This is a genomic window from Leifsonia shinshuensis, assembly GCF_031456835.1.
GTDB classification, from domain to species: Bacteria; Actinomycetota; Actinomycetes; order Actinomycetales; family Microbacteriaceae; genus Leifsonia; species Leifsonia shinshuensis_C.
The window spans coordinates 3,730,722-3,746,900 of the sequence record NZ_JAVDVK010000001.1 but is presented as its reverse complement, the minus strand read 5'-3'; the positions used below and the strand labels follow the sequence as shown (position 1 = coordinate 3,746,900).

General features: G+C 72.4%; 15 protein-coding genes. 7 read left to right on the top strand and 8 right to left on the bottom strand.

The genetic code is table 11. From position 1 onward, the window contains the following. Position 1 precedes the first annotated feature (1 nt). Genes J2W45_RS18210 through mtrA form a run of 3 tightly spaced genes read right to left on the bottom strand, consistent with a single transcriptional unit; the run spans position 2 to position 4,034 of the window. Positions 2 to 1,708 (bottom strand): LpqB family beta-propeller domain-containing protein, encoded by a 1,707-nt coding sequence (locus tag J2W45_RS18210; RefSeq protein ID WP_310134751.1) that lies wholly within the window; start codon positions 1,706 to 1,708, stop codon positions 2 to 4. Next, entirely contained in the window at positions 1,705 to 3,336 is a 1,632-nt protein-coding gene (gene mtrB / locus J2W45_RS18205) for an MtrAB system histidine kinase MtrB (protein WP_310134747.1), read from the bottom strand. Before mtrB ends, J2W45_RS18210 begins: the two co-directional genes overlap by 4 nt. 14 nt (positions 3,337 to 3,350) lie before the next feature. Continuing rightward, on the bottom strand, positions 3,351 to 4,034 hold the full coding sequence (mtrA, locus tag J2W45_RS18200) for an MtrAB system response regulator MtrA (protein ID WP_310134744.1): 684 nt from the start codon (positions 4,032 to 4,034) through the stop codon (positions 3,351 to 3,353). 184 nt (positions 4,035 to 4,218) lie between these two features. Here mtrA and J2W45_RS18195 point away from each other — a divergent pair, with 184 nt between their 5' ends. The 5 genes from J2W45_RS18195 to J2W45_RS18175 are packed head-to-tail and all read left to right on the top strand — an operon-like array spanning position 4,219 to position 9,832. Continuing rightward, on the top strand, positions 4,219 to 5,541 hold the full coding sequence (locus J2W45_RS18195) for a hypothetical protein (RefSeq protein WP_310134738.1): 1,323 nt from the start codon (positions 4,219 to 4,221) through the stop codon (positions 5,539 to 5,541). 2 nt (positions 5,542 to 5,543) lie between these two features. After that, positions 5,544 to 6,185, top strand: a complete 642-nt coding sequence (locus tag J2W45_RS18190; RefSeq protein WP_310134735.1) for a DUF4129 domain-containing protein — start codon at positions 5,544 to 5,546, stop codon at positions 6,183 to 6,185. Further along, positions 6,182 to 7,483: a DUF4350 domain-containing protein gene (locus J2W45_RS18185; RefSeq protein WP_310134730.1), complete on the top strand. Its 1,302-nt coding sequence runs from the start codon at positions 6,182 to 6,184 to the stop codon at positions 7,481 to 7,483. Before J2W45_RS18190 ends, J2W45_RS18185 begins: the two co-directional genes overlap by 4 nt. Beyond that, positions 7,484 to 8,491 carry an AAA family ATPase gene (locus J2W45_RS18180; protein ID WP_310134728.1) on the top strand — a complete coding sequence of 336 codons (1,008 nt, stop codon included), beginning with the start codon at positions 7,484 to 7,486 and terminating at the stop codon, positions 8,489 to 8,491. Positions 8,492 to 8,500: 9 nt separating this feature from the next. Then, complete coding sequence (locus J2W45_RS18175; protein ID WP_310134726.1) at positions 8,501 to 9,832, top strand: DUF58 domain-containing protein; 1,332 nt, start codon at positions 8,501 to 8,503, stop codon at positions 9,830 to 9,832. Positions 9,833 to 9,867: 35 nt separating this feature from the next. Here the strand turns inward: J2W45_RS18175 and J2W45_RS18170 are convergent, their stop codons facing one another. Next, a complete protein-coding gene (locus tag J2W45_RS18170; protein WP_310134723.1) occupies positions 9,868 to 10,863 on the bottom strand; it encodes a stage II sporulation protein M in 996 nt (331 codons plus the stop codon). Between the two features lie 17 nt (positions 10,864 to 10,880). Here J2W45_RS18170 and J2W45_RS18165 point away from each other — a divergent pair, with 17 nt between their 5' ends. Both J2W45_RS18165 and J2W45_RS18160 read left to right on the top strand, forming a co-directional pair. Further along, positions 10,881 to 11,720 carry an RDD family protein gene (locus tag J2W45_RS18165; protein ID WP_310134721.1) on the top strand — a complete coding sequence of 280 codons (840 nt, stop codon included), beginning with the start codon at positions 10,881 to 10,883 and terminating at the stop codon, positions 11,718 to 11,720. 13 nt (positions 11,721 to 11,733) lie between these two features. Next, the gene (locus J2W45_RS18160; protein ID WP_310134719.1) at positions 11,734 to 12,396 is read left to right on the top strand and encodes a cyclase family protein; all 663 of its coding nucleotides are present in this window, start codon (positions 11,734 to 11,736) and stop codon (positions 12,394 to 12,396) included. A gap of 28 nt (positions 12,397 to 12,424) precedes the next feature. On the opposite strand, the gene J2W45_RS18155 is transcribed toward J2W45_RS18160, so the two are convergent. The 4 genes from J2W45_RS18155 to J2W45_RS18140 are packed head-to-tail and all read right to left on the bottom strand — an operon-like array spanning position 12,425 to position 16,149. Further along, positions 12,425 to 12,976, bottom strand: coding sequence for a GNAT family N-acetyltransferase (locus tag J2W45_RS18155; protein WP_310134716.1), 552 nt, complete (start codon positions 12,974 to 12,976; stop codon positions 12,425 to 12,427). After that, on the bottom strand, positions 12,976 to 14,454 hold the full coding sequence (gene ahcY, locus J2W45_RS18150; protein ID WP_310134712.1) for an adenosylhomocysteinase: 1,479 nt from the start codon (positions 14,452 to 14,454) through the stop codon (positions 12,976 to 12,978). Before ahcY ends, J2W45_RS18155 begins: the two co-directional genes overlap by 1 nt. A gap of 34 nt (positions 14,455 to 14,488) precedes the next feature. Further along, positions 14,489 to 15,913: a phosphomannomutase/phosphoglucomutase gene (locus J2W45_RS18145; RefSeq protein ID WP_310134711.1), complete on the bottom strand. Its 1,425-nt coding sequence runs from the start codon at positions 15,911 to 15,913 to the stop codon at positions 14,489 to 14,491. A gap of 26 nt (positions 15,914 to 15,939) precedes the next feature. Next, positions 15,940 to 16,149 carry a DUF3499 family protein gene (locus J2W45_RS18140; RefSeq protein WP_310134710.1) on the bottom strand — a complete coding sequence of 70 codons (210 nt, stop codon included), beginning with the start codon at positions 16,147 to 16,149 and terminating at the stop codon, positions 15,940 to 15,942. Positions 16,150 to 16,179 lie beyond the last annotated feature (30 nt).

Genomic DNA, 16,179 nt, shown 5'->3' with positions numbered 1-16,179 from the left:
CTCAGGGCTGCCCCTGCTGCACCGCCAGTGCGCCGACCTTGTCGAGCTGCGCCTGCCATCCGTTCCCGGTCGGCGCCAGCAGGGTGCCGTCGGCGCTCAGCACGACGTAGGGCGCGAGGCCGGCGGCGCCGACGATGGTGCGCCCGCTCGCGGGACCGGAGGTCGTCGTCTGCTCGCCGCCGACCGTCTGCTGCGCGATACTCGTCGCCTGCCCCGTCGTGGTGCTGAGGACGGCGATCGTCAGATCGCTCGTCCACGCCGCGGACTGCACGCCGTCCACGAACGCCGCCAGCTCCACCGGCACGGTCAGCGAGGCCGGCGACCCGCCGTTCCCTCGCAGGATGCCCGCCGCCATCAGCGAGTACCCGGTGGGAGTGCGGACCAGTGCGGCGATCCGCGTCCCGTCGCGGGAGACCGCGAGCGACAGGATGGACGAGGCATTGGGCCAGCTCGCGGCCACGGCGTGGGCGTCCCCGCCGTTGGGGGCCGCCACCTGGATGGCGTTGGGCGACGACCCGGGAACGGACCAGACCCAGCCGTCCGTGTCGAGTGACGGGCCGATCAGGCCGGGCCGCGCATCCACCCGGACCGGGTCGCCCGTCTTGCGCACCGAGAACACGCCGGTCGCCGAGAGCACCGCCGCCTGGTCGTGTGACGCGCTGAGGGTGACCGCGGTGGGACGCAGGGCCGCGACCTTCTCGCTCAGGCCGCTGAGGCCCGTCACCGTGTCGCCGTTGAGCGGACCGAACGCGTCGCCGTGCACGACGTAGGCGTGCGCGTCGACCGAGGGGTTCCGGACCGGCGCGGCCGCCGCGCTCAGCGAGGGCACCTGCTGCACGTTGCCCTCGATCGAGAGCTGGACGCTCTGCGCGAGGGTGCCGAGCGACTGCTCGAGCTGGTACTGCATCCGCTGCAGCTGGGCCGGGTCCGCCTGTCCCGCCTCGGAGCTGAGGTCGACCCGCGCCACACCGCCGACCGTGGTCACCGACGGCACCGCGAGTTGCGTCCCCTTGGGGAACGACGTCGAGACCGCGCCGCTCAGCCACGGTGCGGGCCCGGCGAGCAGCGAGCTGGCGACACGGGTGGCCGCGGAGGCCACGCGCGCCGGGAACCAACGCGCATCCGGCACGAGATAGGTGTAGCCCGAACTGTAGAAGTAGAGCGTCTGCTGCGCGTACACGGCACGGAAGGTCGGCTCGTCGATCACCACGCCGTCCGGGGCGACGGAGATGCGCCACTCCCCGTTCTCCTTGAGCAGCTGATAGTTGAGGCCGACGGGCGCGCTGCTCGCGACCGGGTGGTAGGTGCCGATGGCGTCCACGTTGGCGACCGGCGTGACCTCAACCCGCCACAGCGATCCCTGATCCTCGTAGCTGCGGTTCCGGCCGTCGTCGACGGTGACGGACTCGTCCGGATTCCACCTGGCCGCCATCGAGTGGGTGAGGTACTCCCGCGCGATCTGGAAGTTGTTCTTCGGGCTGGAGGCGGCGTCGATGAAGCCCTGCACGATCCGCTGCGGGCTCGCCCCCGTCTCCGGTGGCGAGGGGTTGAAGTCGAGGTCGAGCGGGTCGTTGACCTGGGCGACCGGGCCGCCCTGCCGCACGGGCCCGGAGTCCGGGATGCTCGCGCACGCGGCGAGCGCGACCAGCACCAGCGCCCCGAGCGCTGCGACGAGCGAGCGGCCGCCGCGCATCCCTCTCCTGTTCATGCGTGCGCCTCGCTTCCGGTCCCGGCCGCCTGCGGCATCGTCGCGCCGGCGTCGACCGGCGGCAGCGGAAGCGGGGAGCCGGTGATCTCCCGGCCCGGCACCCGCGGAAGGGTCAGGCGGAAGCAGGAACCGGCGCCGGGCGCCGACCACACCTGCAGCCAGCCGGAGTGCAGGGTCGCATCCTCGAGCGAGATGGCGAGACCGAGGCCCGTGCCGCCGAGGGTGCGCTTGCGGGACGGGTCCGCGCGCCAGAAGCGGTCGAAGACGTGCGCCATGTCCTCCGCGCTCATGCCGATCCCGTAGTCGCGCACGGTCAGCGCCACAGCGCTCTCGTTGCTGTCGACCGTCACGACGACCGGACGTCCCTCACCGTGCTCGATCGCGTTCCCGATCAGGTTGCGGACGACCCGGCGGATGCGCCTCGGGTCCATGGGCACGTCGAAGTAGCCGCCCGGCGCATCCAGAGTCAGCTCGGAGCCGTTCTGCTCGGAGAGGGTGCGCAGCTCGTCGACGCAGTCCTCGGCCAGGCGCACGAGGTTCGTGGGCTCGGCGTCGAGCACGACGGACCCGGCGTCGTACCGGCTGATCTCGAGGAGGTCGGAGAGGAGGCGGTCGAACCGCTCGATCTGGGTGTGGAGCAGCTCCGCGGTGCGCGCCGTCGCGGGGGCGAAGCCCTCCCGCTGGTCGTAGATCACGTCGCCGGCGAGCCGGATCGTGGTGAGCGGCGTGCGGAGCTCGTGCGACACATCCGACACGAACCGCTGCTGCAGCTGCGACAGCGTGCCGAGCTGGTTGATCTGGCTCTGCAGGCTGTCGGCCATCCCGTTGAACGAGCGCGCCAGCGTCGCGAACACGTCCTCGCCGCGTTCCGGGATGCGTACCGCCAGATCGCCGGCGGCCAGCCTCTCGCTGGTGCGCGCGGCGACCCGGATGGGCTCGACCACGAACCGCACGATGACCCAGGTGATGGCGCCGATCAGCAGGATGAGCGCGAGCCCGGCGAGCAGGAGCGTGTTCTGAACGAAGAGCAGCGTGTTCTCGGAGTCGCGCAGGTTGTAGCCGATGTAGAGCTCGTACTTCCCGTACGACGGGAGGGTCAGCTGCGAGCCGACGACGATCCCGGGATCGGTGTCGCCGGTCCCGGCCGGGAGGGCGACCGACTGGTAGTACTGCTTGGTCCCGCCGTTCTGCACCTTCGCGCGGAGCTCCGGCGAGATCACCGAGTTCATGGCCGGGCTCCCCCGGTCGGGCGGAGCGAGCACGCCGGTGTCCTGCCCGGGCACCCGGTAGGCGGCCACCAGCCGGCTCGACGTCGACGCCTGCACGCTCTGCAGCACGGTGTTGAGCAGGTTCTTGCCGCCGTCGCCGGAGGACACGTCGGACGCGTTCAGGGTCGACTGCGCCGTGGTCGTCGCGCGGCTGGAGTCGCGGAGCGCCTGGTCGAGCCGCGACTGGTAGAGGTCGTTGCTGATGCTGAGGGCCATGTAGATGCCCGTGACGAGGATGGCGGCGCCGGTGAGCAGCAGCGTGATCGTCACGGTGCGCAGCTGCAGGGACCCGCGCCACAGGCGCACGAGACGGGACGGCGCCTGCCGCCACACGTCCCGCGTGGGCCACCGGAAGCGCATCCGACCCTCCGCAGCTAGGCGGCCGCGCCGGCGCGGTAGCCGACCCCGCGCACGGTCATGACGATCTTCGGGTTGTCCGGGTCCTGCTCCACCTTGGCGCGCAGCCGCTGGACGTGGACGTTCACCAGCCGGGTGTCCGCCTTGTAGTGGTAGCCCCAGACCTGCTCGAGCAGCATCTCGCGGGTGAACACCTGCTGCGGCTTGGATGCGAGGGCGAGCAGGAGGTCGAACTCCAGCGGGGTGAGCGCGATCCGCTCGTCGCCGCGGCGCACTTCGTGACCCGAGACGTCGACGACCAGGTCGCCGACGGTCAGCTCGTCCGCGGGCGGTGCGGCGGGCGCGGGGCGCAGCCGAGTGCGGATGCGGGCGACGAGCTCCTTGGGGTTGAACGGCTTGACCATGTAGTCGTCGGCGCCCGACTCGAGACCCTTCACCACGTCCGCCGTGTCGGACTTGGCGGTGAGCATGATGATCGGGGTGCCCGACTCGGCACGGATGCGGCCGCACACCTCGATGCCGTCGAGGCCGGGGAGCATGAGGTCGAGCAGCACGAGGTCCGGCTTCGCGGTGCGGAACGTGTCGAGGGCCAGCGCGCCGTCTTCGCAGAAGACCGGGTCGAAACCCTCCGTGCGCAGCACGATGCCGATCATCTCCGCAAGCGCGGTGTCGTCGTCGACAACCAGGATGCGACTAGTCATGTCGGATGTTCCCCGAACCCTCCTCGAGCGGCCACGGCCGCGGACAACATGACCAGCGTAATGGAGCAGGCTGCTACCGGCTTGTATGAAAGCATCACGTGCCCTGTGGACGGGACATCGCGCGGCGGGCCGATGTGCCAGCATGGGACCACAGCTTCGACGCGGGGGAACGGAAGGGCACGGCGTGACCGACGAACAGGACTGGCAGGCGCCGGGGTCGCAGGGCGGCGGGACGCCGGGGGCGGACGGCGCGCAGGGCGCACAGCCCCCGCAGTACGGGCAGCAGCCGCCGCAGTACGGTCAGCAGCCTCCGCAATACGGGCAGCAGGCTCCCCAGTACGGACAGCAGCCCCCGCAGTACGGCTGGCAGCAGCCGCCGTACGGCCAGCAGTACGCACCGGCGGGAGGCCAGCCCGGCTGGACGCCGCCGCCCAAGCCCGGTCTCATCCCGCTACGGCCGCTGACGCTCGGACCGCTGCTGGCCGCCCCGTTCCAGGCGTTGCGGCGCAACCCGCGCATCACGGTCGGCGCCGCGCTGATCCTCCAGGGCATCCCCGCCATCCTGGTCAGCGTCCTCATCGCCGGCGGCATCGCGCTGCTCGTCAGCCGCGCCCTCTCCGCCGACGCGCAGGACAAGCCGGCGCTCCAGGCCGGCCTGATCGGCGGGACCATCGTGCTGGGCGTGCTGTCGCTGGTCATCACCACCGTCTTCGGCGCACTCCTCCAGGGCGTGATCGTGGCCGAGGTCGCCCGCGAGACGCTCGGCGAGAAGCTCACGTTCGGAGCCCTCTGGCGTCTGGTGCGCGGCCGTTTCGGCGCCCTCATCGGCTTCACGCTGCTGTTCGCGCTCGCCTGGATCGTGGTGATCGCCCTCGTCATCGCGATCGTGGTCGCGCTGGCGAGCATCGGCGGCGTGGCCGGGACGATCGGCGCCATCGCGGTCGGTCTTATCGGTGGGCTCGGGCTCATCCCGCTGGCCGTCTGGATCAACACGAAGCTCGCCATGGTGCCGAGCGCGATCGTGCTGGAGCGGCTGCCGATGCGTTCCGCGGTCGCCCGCTCGTGGAGCCTGACGAACGGCTACTTCTGGCGCACGTTCGGCATCATCGCGCTGGTCTGGCTGATCGTCTACGCGATCACCCAGACGATCAGCATCCCGTTCGGCCTGCTCGGCGGCCTGATCGGAGGCGTGTTCGCCCCCACCGCTGCCTCGGCGGGCGACTCGGCGAGCTCGATGACCCAGCTGATCGTCACGCAGCTCGGCGTCAACGTCCTCGCGAGCATCGTGACCGCCGTCGTCGGCGCGATCGGCAGCGTCATCCAGACCGCGGCGGTCTCGCTCTTGTACCTCGATCTCCGGATGCGGAAGGAAGGGCTCGATCTCGAACTCGTCCGCTTCGTGGAGGGCCGGCAGACCGGCCAGGACCTCCCCGATCCGTATCTTCCGCCGGCGGAGCGGGCCCAGCCGCCGCAGCCGCCGGCCGCGGCCGGGTGGCCTGCTGGCTGACCGTGATCCACGTCGACGTCCCGGTTGACCCGAGCTCACCGGAAGCGCAGGAATGGCTGCGCGACGAACTGGCGCGCCCGGAGTACCAGGCTGCGAAGCCGACGTGGTTCGACCTGGCGTCCAAAGCGGTCCAGGATTGGCTGGCCTCGCTCTTCCAGGGCCCGGGCGGCGACGCCGGTCCGGTGCTGCTGCTGGTCGTCGTGCTCATCGTGGCCGGCCTCATCGTGACCGCATTCCTGGTGTTCGGACGTCCGCGCATCAACCGGCGGTCGTCCCTCGAGCGACGCGCGCTGTTCGGTTCGGACGCGATCCGCAGCGCGGCCGAGCTGCGCGCCTCCGCGGAGCGTGCCGCCCGCTCCGGGGACTGGGTGACCGCTGTCGAGGAGCAGTTCCGCGCGATCGCGGCGGGGCTCGACGAGCGGACGCTCGTCCTCGTGTCGCCGGGGACGACGGCCACCGAGTTCTCGCAGCGCGCCGCCGACGCCGTGCCCGCGGAGCGCGACGCGCTGCGCCAGGCGGCGCGTTCGTTCGACGAGGTGCGGTACCTCGATCGACCGGGGACGGAGTCCGCGTACCAGCAGCTCGTCGCCCTCGATCAGCGCCTGCAGGGGGCGCGCGTCGCGCTCCCGGCGGTGACCGCATGAGCGCCCCGGCTCCCGAGCGCGAACGGGCCGCGGCCCCGGGCGCGCCGGACGCGTCCGCGACCCCGGGCGCGGTCCCGGCCGAGGCGCGCGCCGTCTCCCCCACGGTGCGGACGACGGCACGCCGCGCCGTCCCGTGGATCGTGCTCGCGGTCATCGCGGTCCTCATCGCCGTGTTCGGGCTGCTGCTCAGCGGTGGACGCGCGGGTGCGGGCACGCCCCTCGACGCGTCGAACCCCGCTCCGGCAGGAGCGAAGGCGGTGGCCCAGGTGCTGCGCGGCCAGGGGGTGACCGTCCGGGCGGTGAGCTCTCTGAGCGAGGCGCGCGAGGCCGCCGGCGACGACGCGACGGTGCTCGTCTCCGATCCCAACGGCTACCTCCCGGCCGCCGGGTACCGCGGGCTGGCCGGCGATGGACGGACGCTCGTGGTGGTCGAACCCGTCTTCCAGGCCCTGCAGACGCTCGCGCCCGGTGTGAGTGCCGGCGGCGAGCCGCGGGCTCCGGTGTCGGCGGGGTGCGGGGTCCGGGCGGCGGAGCGCGCCGGGCGGATCGACCCGCGTCCGACCCCGAACACCGAGGACGCCGGACTCCCGGGCACCTTCCGGGTGACGGGCGACGGGGTCGCCTGCTTCACCGACGGGAACGGCCGGGCCTCGCTCGTCCGCACCACGTTCGACGACTCCACGGTGTACCTGCTCGGCTCGTCGGCGGTGCTGACGAACGAAGGCGTCGACCGGCTGGGCAACGCCGCCCTCGCCCTCAACCTGCTGGGATCCCACCGCACGCTGGTCTGGTACCTGCCGACGATCGACGACCGGCCGGTCACCGGGCCGCCCGACATCGCGGCGCTCACCCCGGGCTGGGTGACCCCGGTGGTCCTCCTGCTGGTCGCCGTCTTCCTCGCGGCCGCCGTCTGGCGCGGCCGCCGGTTCGGGCCGCTGGTGGTCGAGAACCTCCCGGTCGTGGTGCGGGCCGGCGAGACGCGCGAGGGCCGCGCCCGGCTCTACCAGCGCTCCTCGGCACGCCTGCGCGCCGCCGACGCGCTGCGCATCGGCACGCTGGGCCGACTATCGGCGCTGGTCGGCCTGCCGTCGACCGCGACGACGCAGGAGGTGGTGGATGCGGTGGCCGCCGTCCTCCACTCCGAACGCGGGCGCGTGTCCGACGTGCTGCTCGACCGCATCCCCGCGACCGACCGCGACCTGCTCTCCCTCTCCGACGACCTGGCCGAACTCGAACGCGCCACCGCCGCCGCCGTCACGCCGCAGCCCTCAGCGGGGCCCGACCGGAAGAATGGATGAATGACCGACGTCACGACCGGAACCACCACCCCGCCCACGCCCGGCGCAGCCGCCGACGCGTCGCGCCTCCGTGCCGCCCTCGCGGGCGTCCGCACCGAGGTGGGCAAAGCCGTCGTGGGCCAGGAGGGCGCCGTGACGGGGCTGATCATCGCGCTGCTCGCCCGCGGCCACGTGCTGCTGGAGGGGGTGCCCGGCGTCGCCAAGACGCTGCTGGTCCGCTCGCTGAGCCAGGCGCTGAGCCTCGACACCAAGCGTGTCCAGTTCACCCCGGACCTCATGCCCGGCGATGTGACGGGCTCACTCGTCTACGACGCCCAGACGGGCGGGTTCGTGTTCCGCGAAGGCCCGGTGTTCACCAACATCCTGCTGGCGGATGAGATCAACCGCACGCCCCCGAAGACGCAGTCCGCCCTGCTGGAGGCGATGGAGGAGCGTCAGGTCAGCGTCGACGGCGTCAGCCGCAAGCTGCCCGACCCGTTCATCGTGGCCGCGACGCAGAACCCCATCGAGTACGAGGGGACCTACGCGCTGCCGGAGGCGCAGCTGGACCGGTTCCTGCTCAAGCTCACGCTGGACGTGCCCGAGCGCGACACCGAGGTGGAAGTGCTGCGCCGCCATGCAGCGGGCTTCAACCCGCGCGATCTGACGGCGGCCGGCGTGACGCCGGTCCTCGGCGCCGCGGAGCTCGCCGCGGCCCGGGAGTCGGCCGCGGCGGTGGGGGCGAACGCCGACGTGCTCGCCTACATCGTCGACCTCGCACGGGCGACCCGGCGGAGCCCGTCGGTGCGCCTGGGGGTCAGCCCCCGCGGAACGACGGCGCTCTTGGCGGCCGCGAAGGCGTGGGCCTGGCTCTCGGGGTACTACTCGATCACGCCCGACCACGTGCAGGCGATGCTCGTCCCGGTGTGGCGCCACCGCCTGCAGCTGCGCCCGGAGGCGGAGCTGGAGGGCGTGGGCGCCGACGCGATCCTGCGGTCGATCGTGCAGCAGGTCCAGGTCCCGATCTAGGCGCCCGTCGTGACCGTATCCGGACGTTTCGTCGCCCTGCTCGCGCTCGGCGTCATCCCCGTCGTGCTGCTCGGCGGCCATGACGGCGTGGCGTACGCGGTGCTCGGCGGCTGGCTCGTCCTGTGCCTCGTGCTGGGCGTTCTCGACCTGATTCTGGCCGCATCCCCCCGCCGGGTGGTCCTCGAGCGCAGCCTGCCGGCGCGGGTCCGGCTCGGCGCCGAGGCGACGTCCGAGCTCTACGTGACGAACACCGGCCGGCGCACGTTGCGGGGTGTGGTCCGCGACGCCTGGGAGCCCTCCGCGGGGGCCCAGACGACCCGGGCGCGGGTGTCCCTCCCCGCCGGGGAGCGCCGCCGCCTGACCGCCACCCTGCGCCCGTGGCGCCGCGGCGAGCGCCGCGTGCGCACGGCGACCATCCGCTCGTGGGGGCCGCTGCGGCTGTGGGCCCGCCAGGCGACGCTGGAGGCGCCGGGACGCATCCGCGTGCTGCCGCCCTTCACCGCGCGGAAGCATCTGCCCTCGCGTCTGGCACGGCTGCGGGAGCTCGAGGGCAGCACCACGGTGCTGTTGCGCGGGCAGGGCACCGAGTTCGACTCGCTGCGCGAGTACGTGCGCGGGGACGACGTCCGCTCGATCGACTGGCGTGCCACCGCTCGCCGGCACGATCCGGCGGGCGGACGCGGCGCGCGGGTGATGGTCCGGACGTGGCGGCCGGAGCGCGACCGCCGGGTCGTGATCGTGATCGACACCGCTCGCACGTCCGCCGCGCGCGTCGCCGACGAGCCCCGCATCGACACGGCCTTCGAGTCGGCCCTGCTGCTCGCGGCGCTCGCGACCCGGGCGGGCGACCGCGTCGACCTCGTCGCCTTCGACCGCATCGTTCGCGGACGCGTGCAGGGCGCGAGCGGACCTGAGCTGCTGTCCCGCATGGTGGATGTCATGGCCGGCATCGACCCGGCCCTCATCGAGATGGACTGGTCGGCCGTCCCCGCCCAGGTCTCCGCCATGACCACGCAGCGATCGCTGGTGGTCCTGCTCACGTCGATCGAGTCGCCGGGCGGGTCGCGGGGGCTGCTGTCGGTGCTCCCCCAGCTCACGGCCAAGCACATCGTCGTCGTCGCGAGCGTGACCGACCCGGACACGCTGGAGGCCACGCGCTCCCGGGGCGACCGCGAGGCCGTCTACCGCGCCGCGGCGGCCGAGCGGTCCCTGCTCGACCTCAGCCGCGTGTCCGCCGCGGTCCGCCGCCAGGGCGGTGACGTGGTGACGGGCTCACCCGCCGACCTGCCCCCGGCGCTCGCTGACCGCTATCTGGCCCTGAAGGCCGCCGGGCGGCTCTGAGCGAAGCGGCGAGGCGCTGCCGGGACGGCAGGGTTTCAGGCGCCCACGATGCGCCGGGCCCCGGCCTCGTACTCGGTGAGGTCTCCCGTCTCACCGGCGCGGACCGCGCGGCGGCCGAGCACCAGCATGTAGGCGAGGAAGGCGGCGAGCGCGAGCGCGCCGATCCCGATCTTCGCCCAGACCGGCAGTGCGGAGGGGGTCACGAAGCCCTCGATCAGCCCGGAGACGAAGAGCGAGATGGCGCAGCCGACCGCGACGGTGAACAGGGCGCGCCCGTCCTCGGCGAGCGCCTGGCCGCGGGTGCGCGCACCGGGCGCGATCCACGCCCAGAAGATCCGCAGGCCCGCTGCCGCGGCGACGAAGACGCTGGTGAGCTCGAGGAGGCCGTGCGGCACGATGTACGAGAAGAGGACATCGCCGCGGCCATACGCGAACATGACGCCCGCCGCCGTTCCGACGCCGATGGCGTTCTGCAGGAGCACGTAGGGCACGTAGACGCCGGTGATCCCGAAGGCGATGCACTGCGCGGCGATCCAGGCGTTGTTGGTCCACACCTGGCCGGCGAACGACGACGCCGGGTTGCTGGAGTAGTAGTCGATGAAGTCGTGCTCGACGTACCGGCGGAGGTCCGCGTCGTCGCCCAGGTTGCGGAGCACATCCGGATTGCCCGTGATCCACACCGCGTACAGCGTCGCGACGACCACCGTGGCGACGGCGACCGCCAGCACGATCCAGCGCAGGCGGTAGAGGGCAGCGGGGAGCTGCAGCACGAAGAACCGAGGCAGCTGCGAGAAGAGGTTGGCGCCCGCACCGGTGAAGCGCAGGCGGGCCGACGACAGGGCGAGCGAGAGACGGTCGCCGACCGCGGTGGAGCCGGCACTGGTCTGGATTGCGGACAGATCGGCGGCGCCGGACTGGTAGAGGTCGATCATCCGGTCGGCCTCCGGCCCGTCGAGGCGTCGCTTCGCGGCCAGCCGGGAGAGCTCCTCCCAGTCGGCACTGTGCGCTGCGGCGTAGGCGTCGAGGTCCATCTGCTTAGATGCTATCTATGACGCAGGCCCTGGCGGGGAGCGAGTCGCAGGACGACCGCGAACTGGTCACCGGCGAGGCCGTGACCCTCGACGTGAGACCGGCCAGCTACATCCTGCGCGCCGCCGGCACCATCATCGACTGGCTGTTCTCTCTGCTGGTCATGTTCGGGTGCATCATGCTGCTGGTCGCCACCGGAGCCGGCCTGGACGAGGCGCTCGCCCGGGCGCTGATCGTCCTGATCCTGGTGTTCGGGATGGTCATCCTGCCGACCACGGTCGAGCTCGCGTCGCGCGGGCGGTCGCTGGGCAAGCTCGCCGTGGGCGCGCGGATCGTCCGCGACGACGGCGGCGCCATCGGGTTCCGGCACGCGTTCATCCGTGCCCTCGTCGGGGTGCTCGAGATCTTCATGACCGTCGGCGCCATCGCGGCCCTCACCGGACTCCTGAACACCCGGTCGAAGCGTCTCGGCGACCTGCTGGCCGGCACCTACAGCCAGCTCGTGCGGGTGCCGAAGCCGCAGCCGCTGCCCCTCTACCTGGCTCCGCATCTGGCCGGCTGGGCGACCACGGCCGACGTGGCCCGGCTGCCCGACCGGCTCTCCCGCCGGATCGCGCAGTTCGTGCGGCAGGCGCCCGACCTGACCCCCGCCGCCCGGTACGGCCTCAGCACCGAACTCGCCCGCGAGGCCGCACCCTACGTCTCCCCGCTCCCGCTGGTCGACGCGGAGACCTTCCTGGTCGCCGTCGCCGCGCTGCGCCGCGAGCGCGACGCCCGGGGCCTGGCGCTCGAGCGGCAGCGGCTGGAGCGCCTCGACCCCGTGCTGAGCGCCCTGCCGCACGGCTTCCCCGACCGCTGACCCGAGGAGTCCCGTGAGCCAGATCGTCGACCTCAGCCACCGCATCCGCGCGGGCCTGGTCACCTACCCAGGACTCCCCGCTCCGGTCATCACCCCTCACCTGACGCGTGAGGACTCCCGGGCGGTCTACGCGCCGGGGACCGAGTTCGCCATGGACGTCATCACGATGATCGGCAACACCGGCACGTACCTCGACAGCCCGTACCACCGCTATCCCGGCGGACCTGACCTGGCCGGCCTCGACCTGACGACGCTGGTCGGCCTGCCGGCCGAGGTGGTGCACGTGCCCGCGGGCGGTCCGCGCGGCATCACGGCGGCCGACCTGCGCGACGTGGGCACCGCTGGCGCAGCCGTGCTCCTGCACACCGGATGGGATGCGCACTTCGGGACGCCCGCCTATGCCGGCGGCGCGCCGTTCCTCACCGAGGACGGGGCGCGCCACCTGGCCGACGCGGGTGTCGCCCTGGTGGGCATCGACTCGCTCAACATCGACGACACCGAGTCGGGCGGCACCCGGCCGGCGCACAGCATCCTGCTCGCCGCGGGAGTCCATGTGGTGGAGCACCTGACGGGCCTCGAGAAGCTGCCGGAGCGCGGCGCGCGCTTCACCGCCGCGCCGCCGGCGATCGAAGGGTTCGGGACGTTCCCGGTGCGGGCGTTCGCCGAGCTGCCCTGAGCCTGCCCGCGCGCCCGCGCTCCTGCGCTCAGTCGTGCAGGATGCGCTGGAACAGCACGTGGTCCTGCCAGCGGCCCGCGATCTGCAGGTACTTCGGCGCGACGCCGATGCGCTCGAAGCCCGCGCGCGTCAGCACGGACTGCGAGGCGTGGTTCGCCAGCAGTGTCGCCGCCTGGATGCGGTGCAGCCCGTACTGGTCGCGCGACGCCTCGATGACGGCGGCCAGCGCCGCGGAGGCGAGCCCGCGTCCCGTGTGATTGCGGTCGAGCCAGTAGCCGACCGTCGCCGACTGGAACGCCCCGCGCACGATGCCGCTCAGCGTCATCCCGCCGGCGATCTCCTCACCGTCGACCAGCACCAGCGGCAGACCCGCGTCCATCGAACGCAGGGCGAGCAGCTCGCGGGTCTGCTGCAGCTGGCCGTCCTCCGTGAAGAAGTCCTCGGTGCGCGTCGGGTCCCACGGTGCCAGGTGACCGCGGTTGCGCTGGTAGGCGGCCGCGAGGGCCGGGGCGTCGCGTTCGCTGCGCACCCGCAGGATCAGGCCGCCGGGGAGCTCCCGGTCGGCGAACTCGAGCGCCATCAGTAGCGGTAGTGGTCGACTTTGTACGGCCCGTCGACCGGCACGCCGATGTAGGCGGCCTGTTCGTCCGTCAGCGTGGTGAGTTCGACGCCCAGGGCGTCGAGGTGCAGGCGCGCGACCTTCTCGTCCAGGTGCTTGGGCAGCACGTAGACGCCGACCGGGTACTGCTCGGTGGAGACGTACAGCTCCAGCTGGGCGAGCACCTGGTTGGTGAACGAGTTGCTCATGACGAAGCTCGGGTGGCCGGTGGCGTTGCCGAGGTTCATCAGCCGGCCCTCCGACAGCACCAGGATGCTGCGGCCGGTGGGGAGGCGCCACTCGTGCACCTGCGGCTTGATCTCGACCTTCTCCGCGCCCGGCAGCGCCTCGAGCGACGCCATGTCGATCTCGTTGTCGAAGTGGCCGACGTTGGCGACGATGGCGAGGTGCTTGAGTCCCAGCAGGTGGTCGAGGGTGACCACGTTGAGGTTGCCGGTGCCGGTGATCAGGATGTCGACCTGGTCGATCACGGACTCGAGCCGGGCCACCTGGTAGCCGTCCATCGCGGCCTGCAGCGCGTTGATCGGGTCGACCTCGCTGACGATGACGCGCGCGCCCTGGCCGCGCAGCGCCTCCGCCGCGCCCTTCCCGACGTCGCCGTACCCGGCGACGAACGCGACCTTGCCGCCGATCAGCACGTCGGTGGCGCGGTTGAGGCCGTCCGGGAGGGAGTGGCGGATGCCGTACTTGTTGTCGAACTTGCTCTTGGTGACCGAGTCGTTGACGTTGATGGCCGGGAACAGGAGCTCGCCCGCCTTCGCCAGCTCGTACAGGCGGTGGACGCCGGTCGTGGTCTCCTCCGTCACGCCGAGGATGTCGGCGGCGATCCGGGTCCAGCGGTCCTTCGAGCCGGCGAGGGATGCGCGCAGCGCGGCGAGGATGACGCGGTACTCGTGGCTGTCGCCCTCCGCGTCGTCCGGGACGGCGCCGGCCAGCTCGAACTCGCGGCCCTTGTGCACCAGCAGCGTGGCGTCGCCGCCGTCGTCGAGGATGAGGTTCGGGCCCAGGTAGTCGGCGCCGTCGGCGGCCGCCTCGGCGGACCAGTCGAAGATCTGCTGGGTGCACCACCAGTACTCTTCGAGCGTCTCGCCCTTCCAGGCGAACACCGGGACGCCCGCCGGGGCCTCCGGGGTGCCGTGCGGGCCGACGGCGATCGCCGCAGCGGCCTCGTCCTGCGTGGAGAAGATGTTGCAGCTGGCCCAGCGCACGCGTGCGCCGAGCGCGACCAGCGTCTCGATCAGCACGGCGGTCTGCACGGTCATGTGCAGCGAGCCGGCGATGCGGGCGCCCGCGAGGGGCTGGGCGTCGCCGAACTCGGCGCGCAGGGCCATCAGCCCGGGCATCTCGTTCTCGGCGAGGCGGATCTGGTGGCGTCCCGCTTCGGCGAGGGACAGGTCGGCGACCTTGAAGGGAAGGGCGGTCGAGGTGCTAGCTGGCATGCGCCTATTCTCGCATCCATGTCGCCCGGCCGGGTCACCCCCGGATCAGCGCGAGCACTTCGTCGCGGATGCGCGCCATGGTCGCCTGGTCCCCCGCCTCCACGTTGAGCCGCAACAGCGGCTCCGTGTTGGAGGGGCGGACGGAGAACCACCAGAACGTCTCGTCCTGTCCGACGCGCCCGGTGACGGTGAGCCCGTCGAGCTCGTCGAAGTCGGCGCGGCTGCGGAACGCCTCCACGACCCGGGTGAAGGCGGCGGGCACGTCGTCCACGGTCGAGTTGATCTCGCCGGACATGGCGTAGGGCGTGTACTCGGCCGCGAGGGCGGAGAGCGGGCGGTCCTGCGCGCCGAACTCGGCGAGGAGGTGCATCGCCGCGAGCATGCCGTTGTCGGCGCTCCAGAAGTCGCGGAAGTAGTAGTGCGCCGAGTGCTCGCCCCCGAACACCGCGCCGGATCGCCGCATGGCGTCCTTGATCAGCGTGTGGCCGACCCGCGTGCGCAGCGGCACCGCGCCCGCGGCCTCGATGGTCTCGGGGACGATGTTGGAGGTGATCAGGTTGTGGATGACCGTGATCTCCGCATCCGGGTCCTCCCTCCGGGCGCGCGCGATCTCGCGGACCGCGACGATGGCGGCCACCGCCGACGGCGTGACTGCCGAGCCGCGCTCGTCGACGACGAAGCAGCGGTCGGCGTCGCCGTCGAAGGCGAGCCCGAGGTCGGCGCCGTGCTCGACGACGGCGCGCTGCAGGTCGACCAGGTTCTTCGGCTCCAGCGGGTTGGCCTCGTGGTTCGGGAACGTGCCGTCGAGCTCGAAGTAGAGCGGGATGATCGTGATCGGCAGTGCGGGCAGGCCCGCGGCCTCGCCGAGCACCGCGGGGACGGTGAGCCCGCCCATCCCGTTGCCGGCGTCCACGACGACCGTGATCGGGCGGATGCCGCTGAGGTCCACGAGTGACCGCAGGTAGGCCGCATAGCGGTCGAGCACGTCCTCTTCACGGAACGAACCGGGCTGGTCGACGCTCGGGATGCCGTCGCGCAGGTAGACGTCGGCGCGGTCGCGGACCGCCCCGAGCCCGGTGTCCATGCTGAGGCCCTGGGCGCCCGCGCGGGAGAGCTTGATGCCGTTGTACGTCGGCGGGTTGTGGCTCGCTGTGAACATCGCGGCGGGCGCCTGGAGCGAGCCGGACGCGAAGTACGACTCGTCGGTCGAGCACAGGCCGATCGACACCACGTTCCCGCCGCGGGCCTGCGCGCCGCGCGCGAAGGCGGCGGCGAACGCGGGCGAGGAGTCGCGCATGTCGTGGCCGACGATCACATCGGTCCCCGCAGCCTCGACCTCGTCGACGAAGGCGGCGGCGATGGCCTCCACCAGGTCCTCGGTGAGGTCCTTGCCGACCAGTCCCCGGATGTCGTAGGTCTTGACGACGGACTGCAGACGGGGATCCCGGGGCGCGCTCATGGCCCTAACCTACCGCGAGCGCCCCGTCAGGCGTCGGTCACGCCGACGTGGCGGACGATCTGCCAGCCCTGCGGCGCGGACAGCCGCTCGGCGTGGATCGCGCACAGGTCGTAGGAGTGCGGTTCGTGCGACAGGCTCAGCGGCCCGATGACGGCCATCGAGTCGGCGTACACGTACGTGAGCGTCTGCACGGCGTCGCGCGGGCAGGCGATACGGGAACACGGACGGCTCAACATCGGGCTCAGACTACCCGAGCGCCGCGGACG

Excerpts from the sequence above, each read along its gene's own strand:
- J2W45_RS18210 (WP_310134751.1), bottom strand. The coding sequence starts at position 1,708 with ATGAACAGGAGAGGGATGCGCGGCGGCCGCTCGCTCGTCGCAGCGCTC.
- J2W45_RS18180 (WP_310134728.1), top strand. The coding sequence starts at position 7,484 with ATGACCGACGTCACGACCGGAACCACCACCCCGCCCACGCCCGGCGCA.
- J2W45_RS18145 (WP_310134711.1), bottom strand. The coding sequence starts at position 15,913 with ATGAGCGCGCCCCGGGATCCCCGTCTGCAGTCCGTCGTCAAGACCTAC.
- J2W45_RS18140 (WP_310134710.1), bottom strand. The coding sequence starts at position 16,149 with ATGTTGAGCCGTCCGTGTTCCCGTATCGCCTGCCCGCGCGACGCCGTG.
- mtrA (WP_310134744.1), bottom strand. The coding sequence starts at position 4,034 with ATGACTAGTCGCATCCTGGTTGTCGACGACGACACCGCGCTTGCGGAG.
- ahcY (WP_310134712.1), bottom strand. The coding sequence starts at position 14,454 with ATGCCAGCTAGCACCTCGACCGCCCTTCCCTTCAAGGTCGCCGACCTG.
- J2W45_RS18170 (WP_310134723.1), bottom strand. The coding sequence starts at position 10,863 with ATGGACCTCGACGCCTACGCCGCAGCGCACAGTGCCGACTGGGAGGAG.
- mtrB (WP_310134747.1), bottom strand. The coding sequence starts at position 3,336 with ATGCGCTTCCGGTGGCCCACGCGGGACGTGTGGCGGCAGGCGCCGTCC.
- J2W45_RS18165 (WP_310134721.1), top strand. The coding sequence starts at position 10,881 with ATGACGCAGGCCCTGGCGGGGAGCGAGTCGCAGGACGACCGCGAACTG.
- J2W45_RS18155 (WP_310134716.1), bottom strand. The coding sequence starts at position 12,976 with ATGGCGCTCGAGTTCGCCGACCGGGAGCTCCCCGGCGGCCTGATCCTG.
- J2W45_RS18185 (WP_310134730.1), top strand. The coding sequence starts at position 6,182 with ATGAGCGCCCCGGCTCCCGAGCGCGAACGGGCCGCGGCCCCGGGCGCG.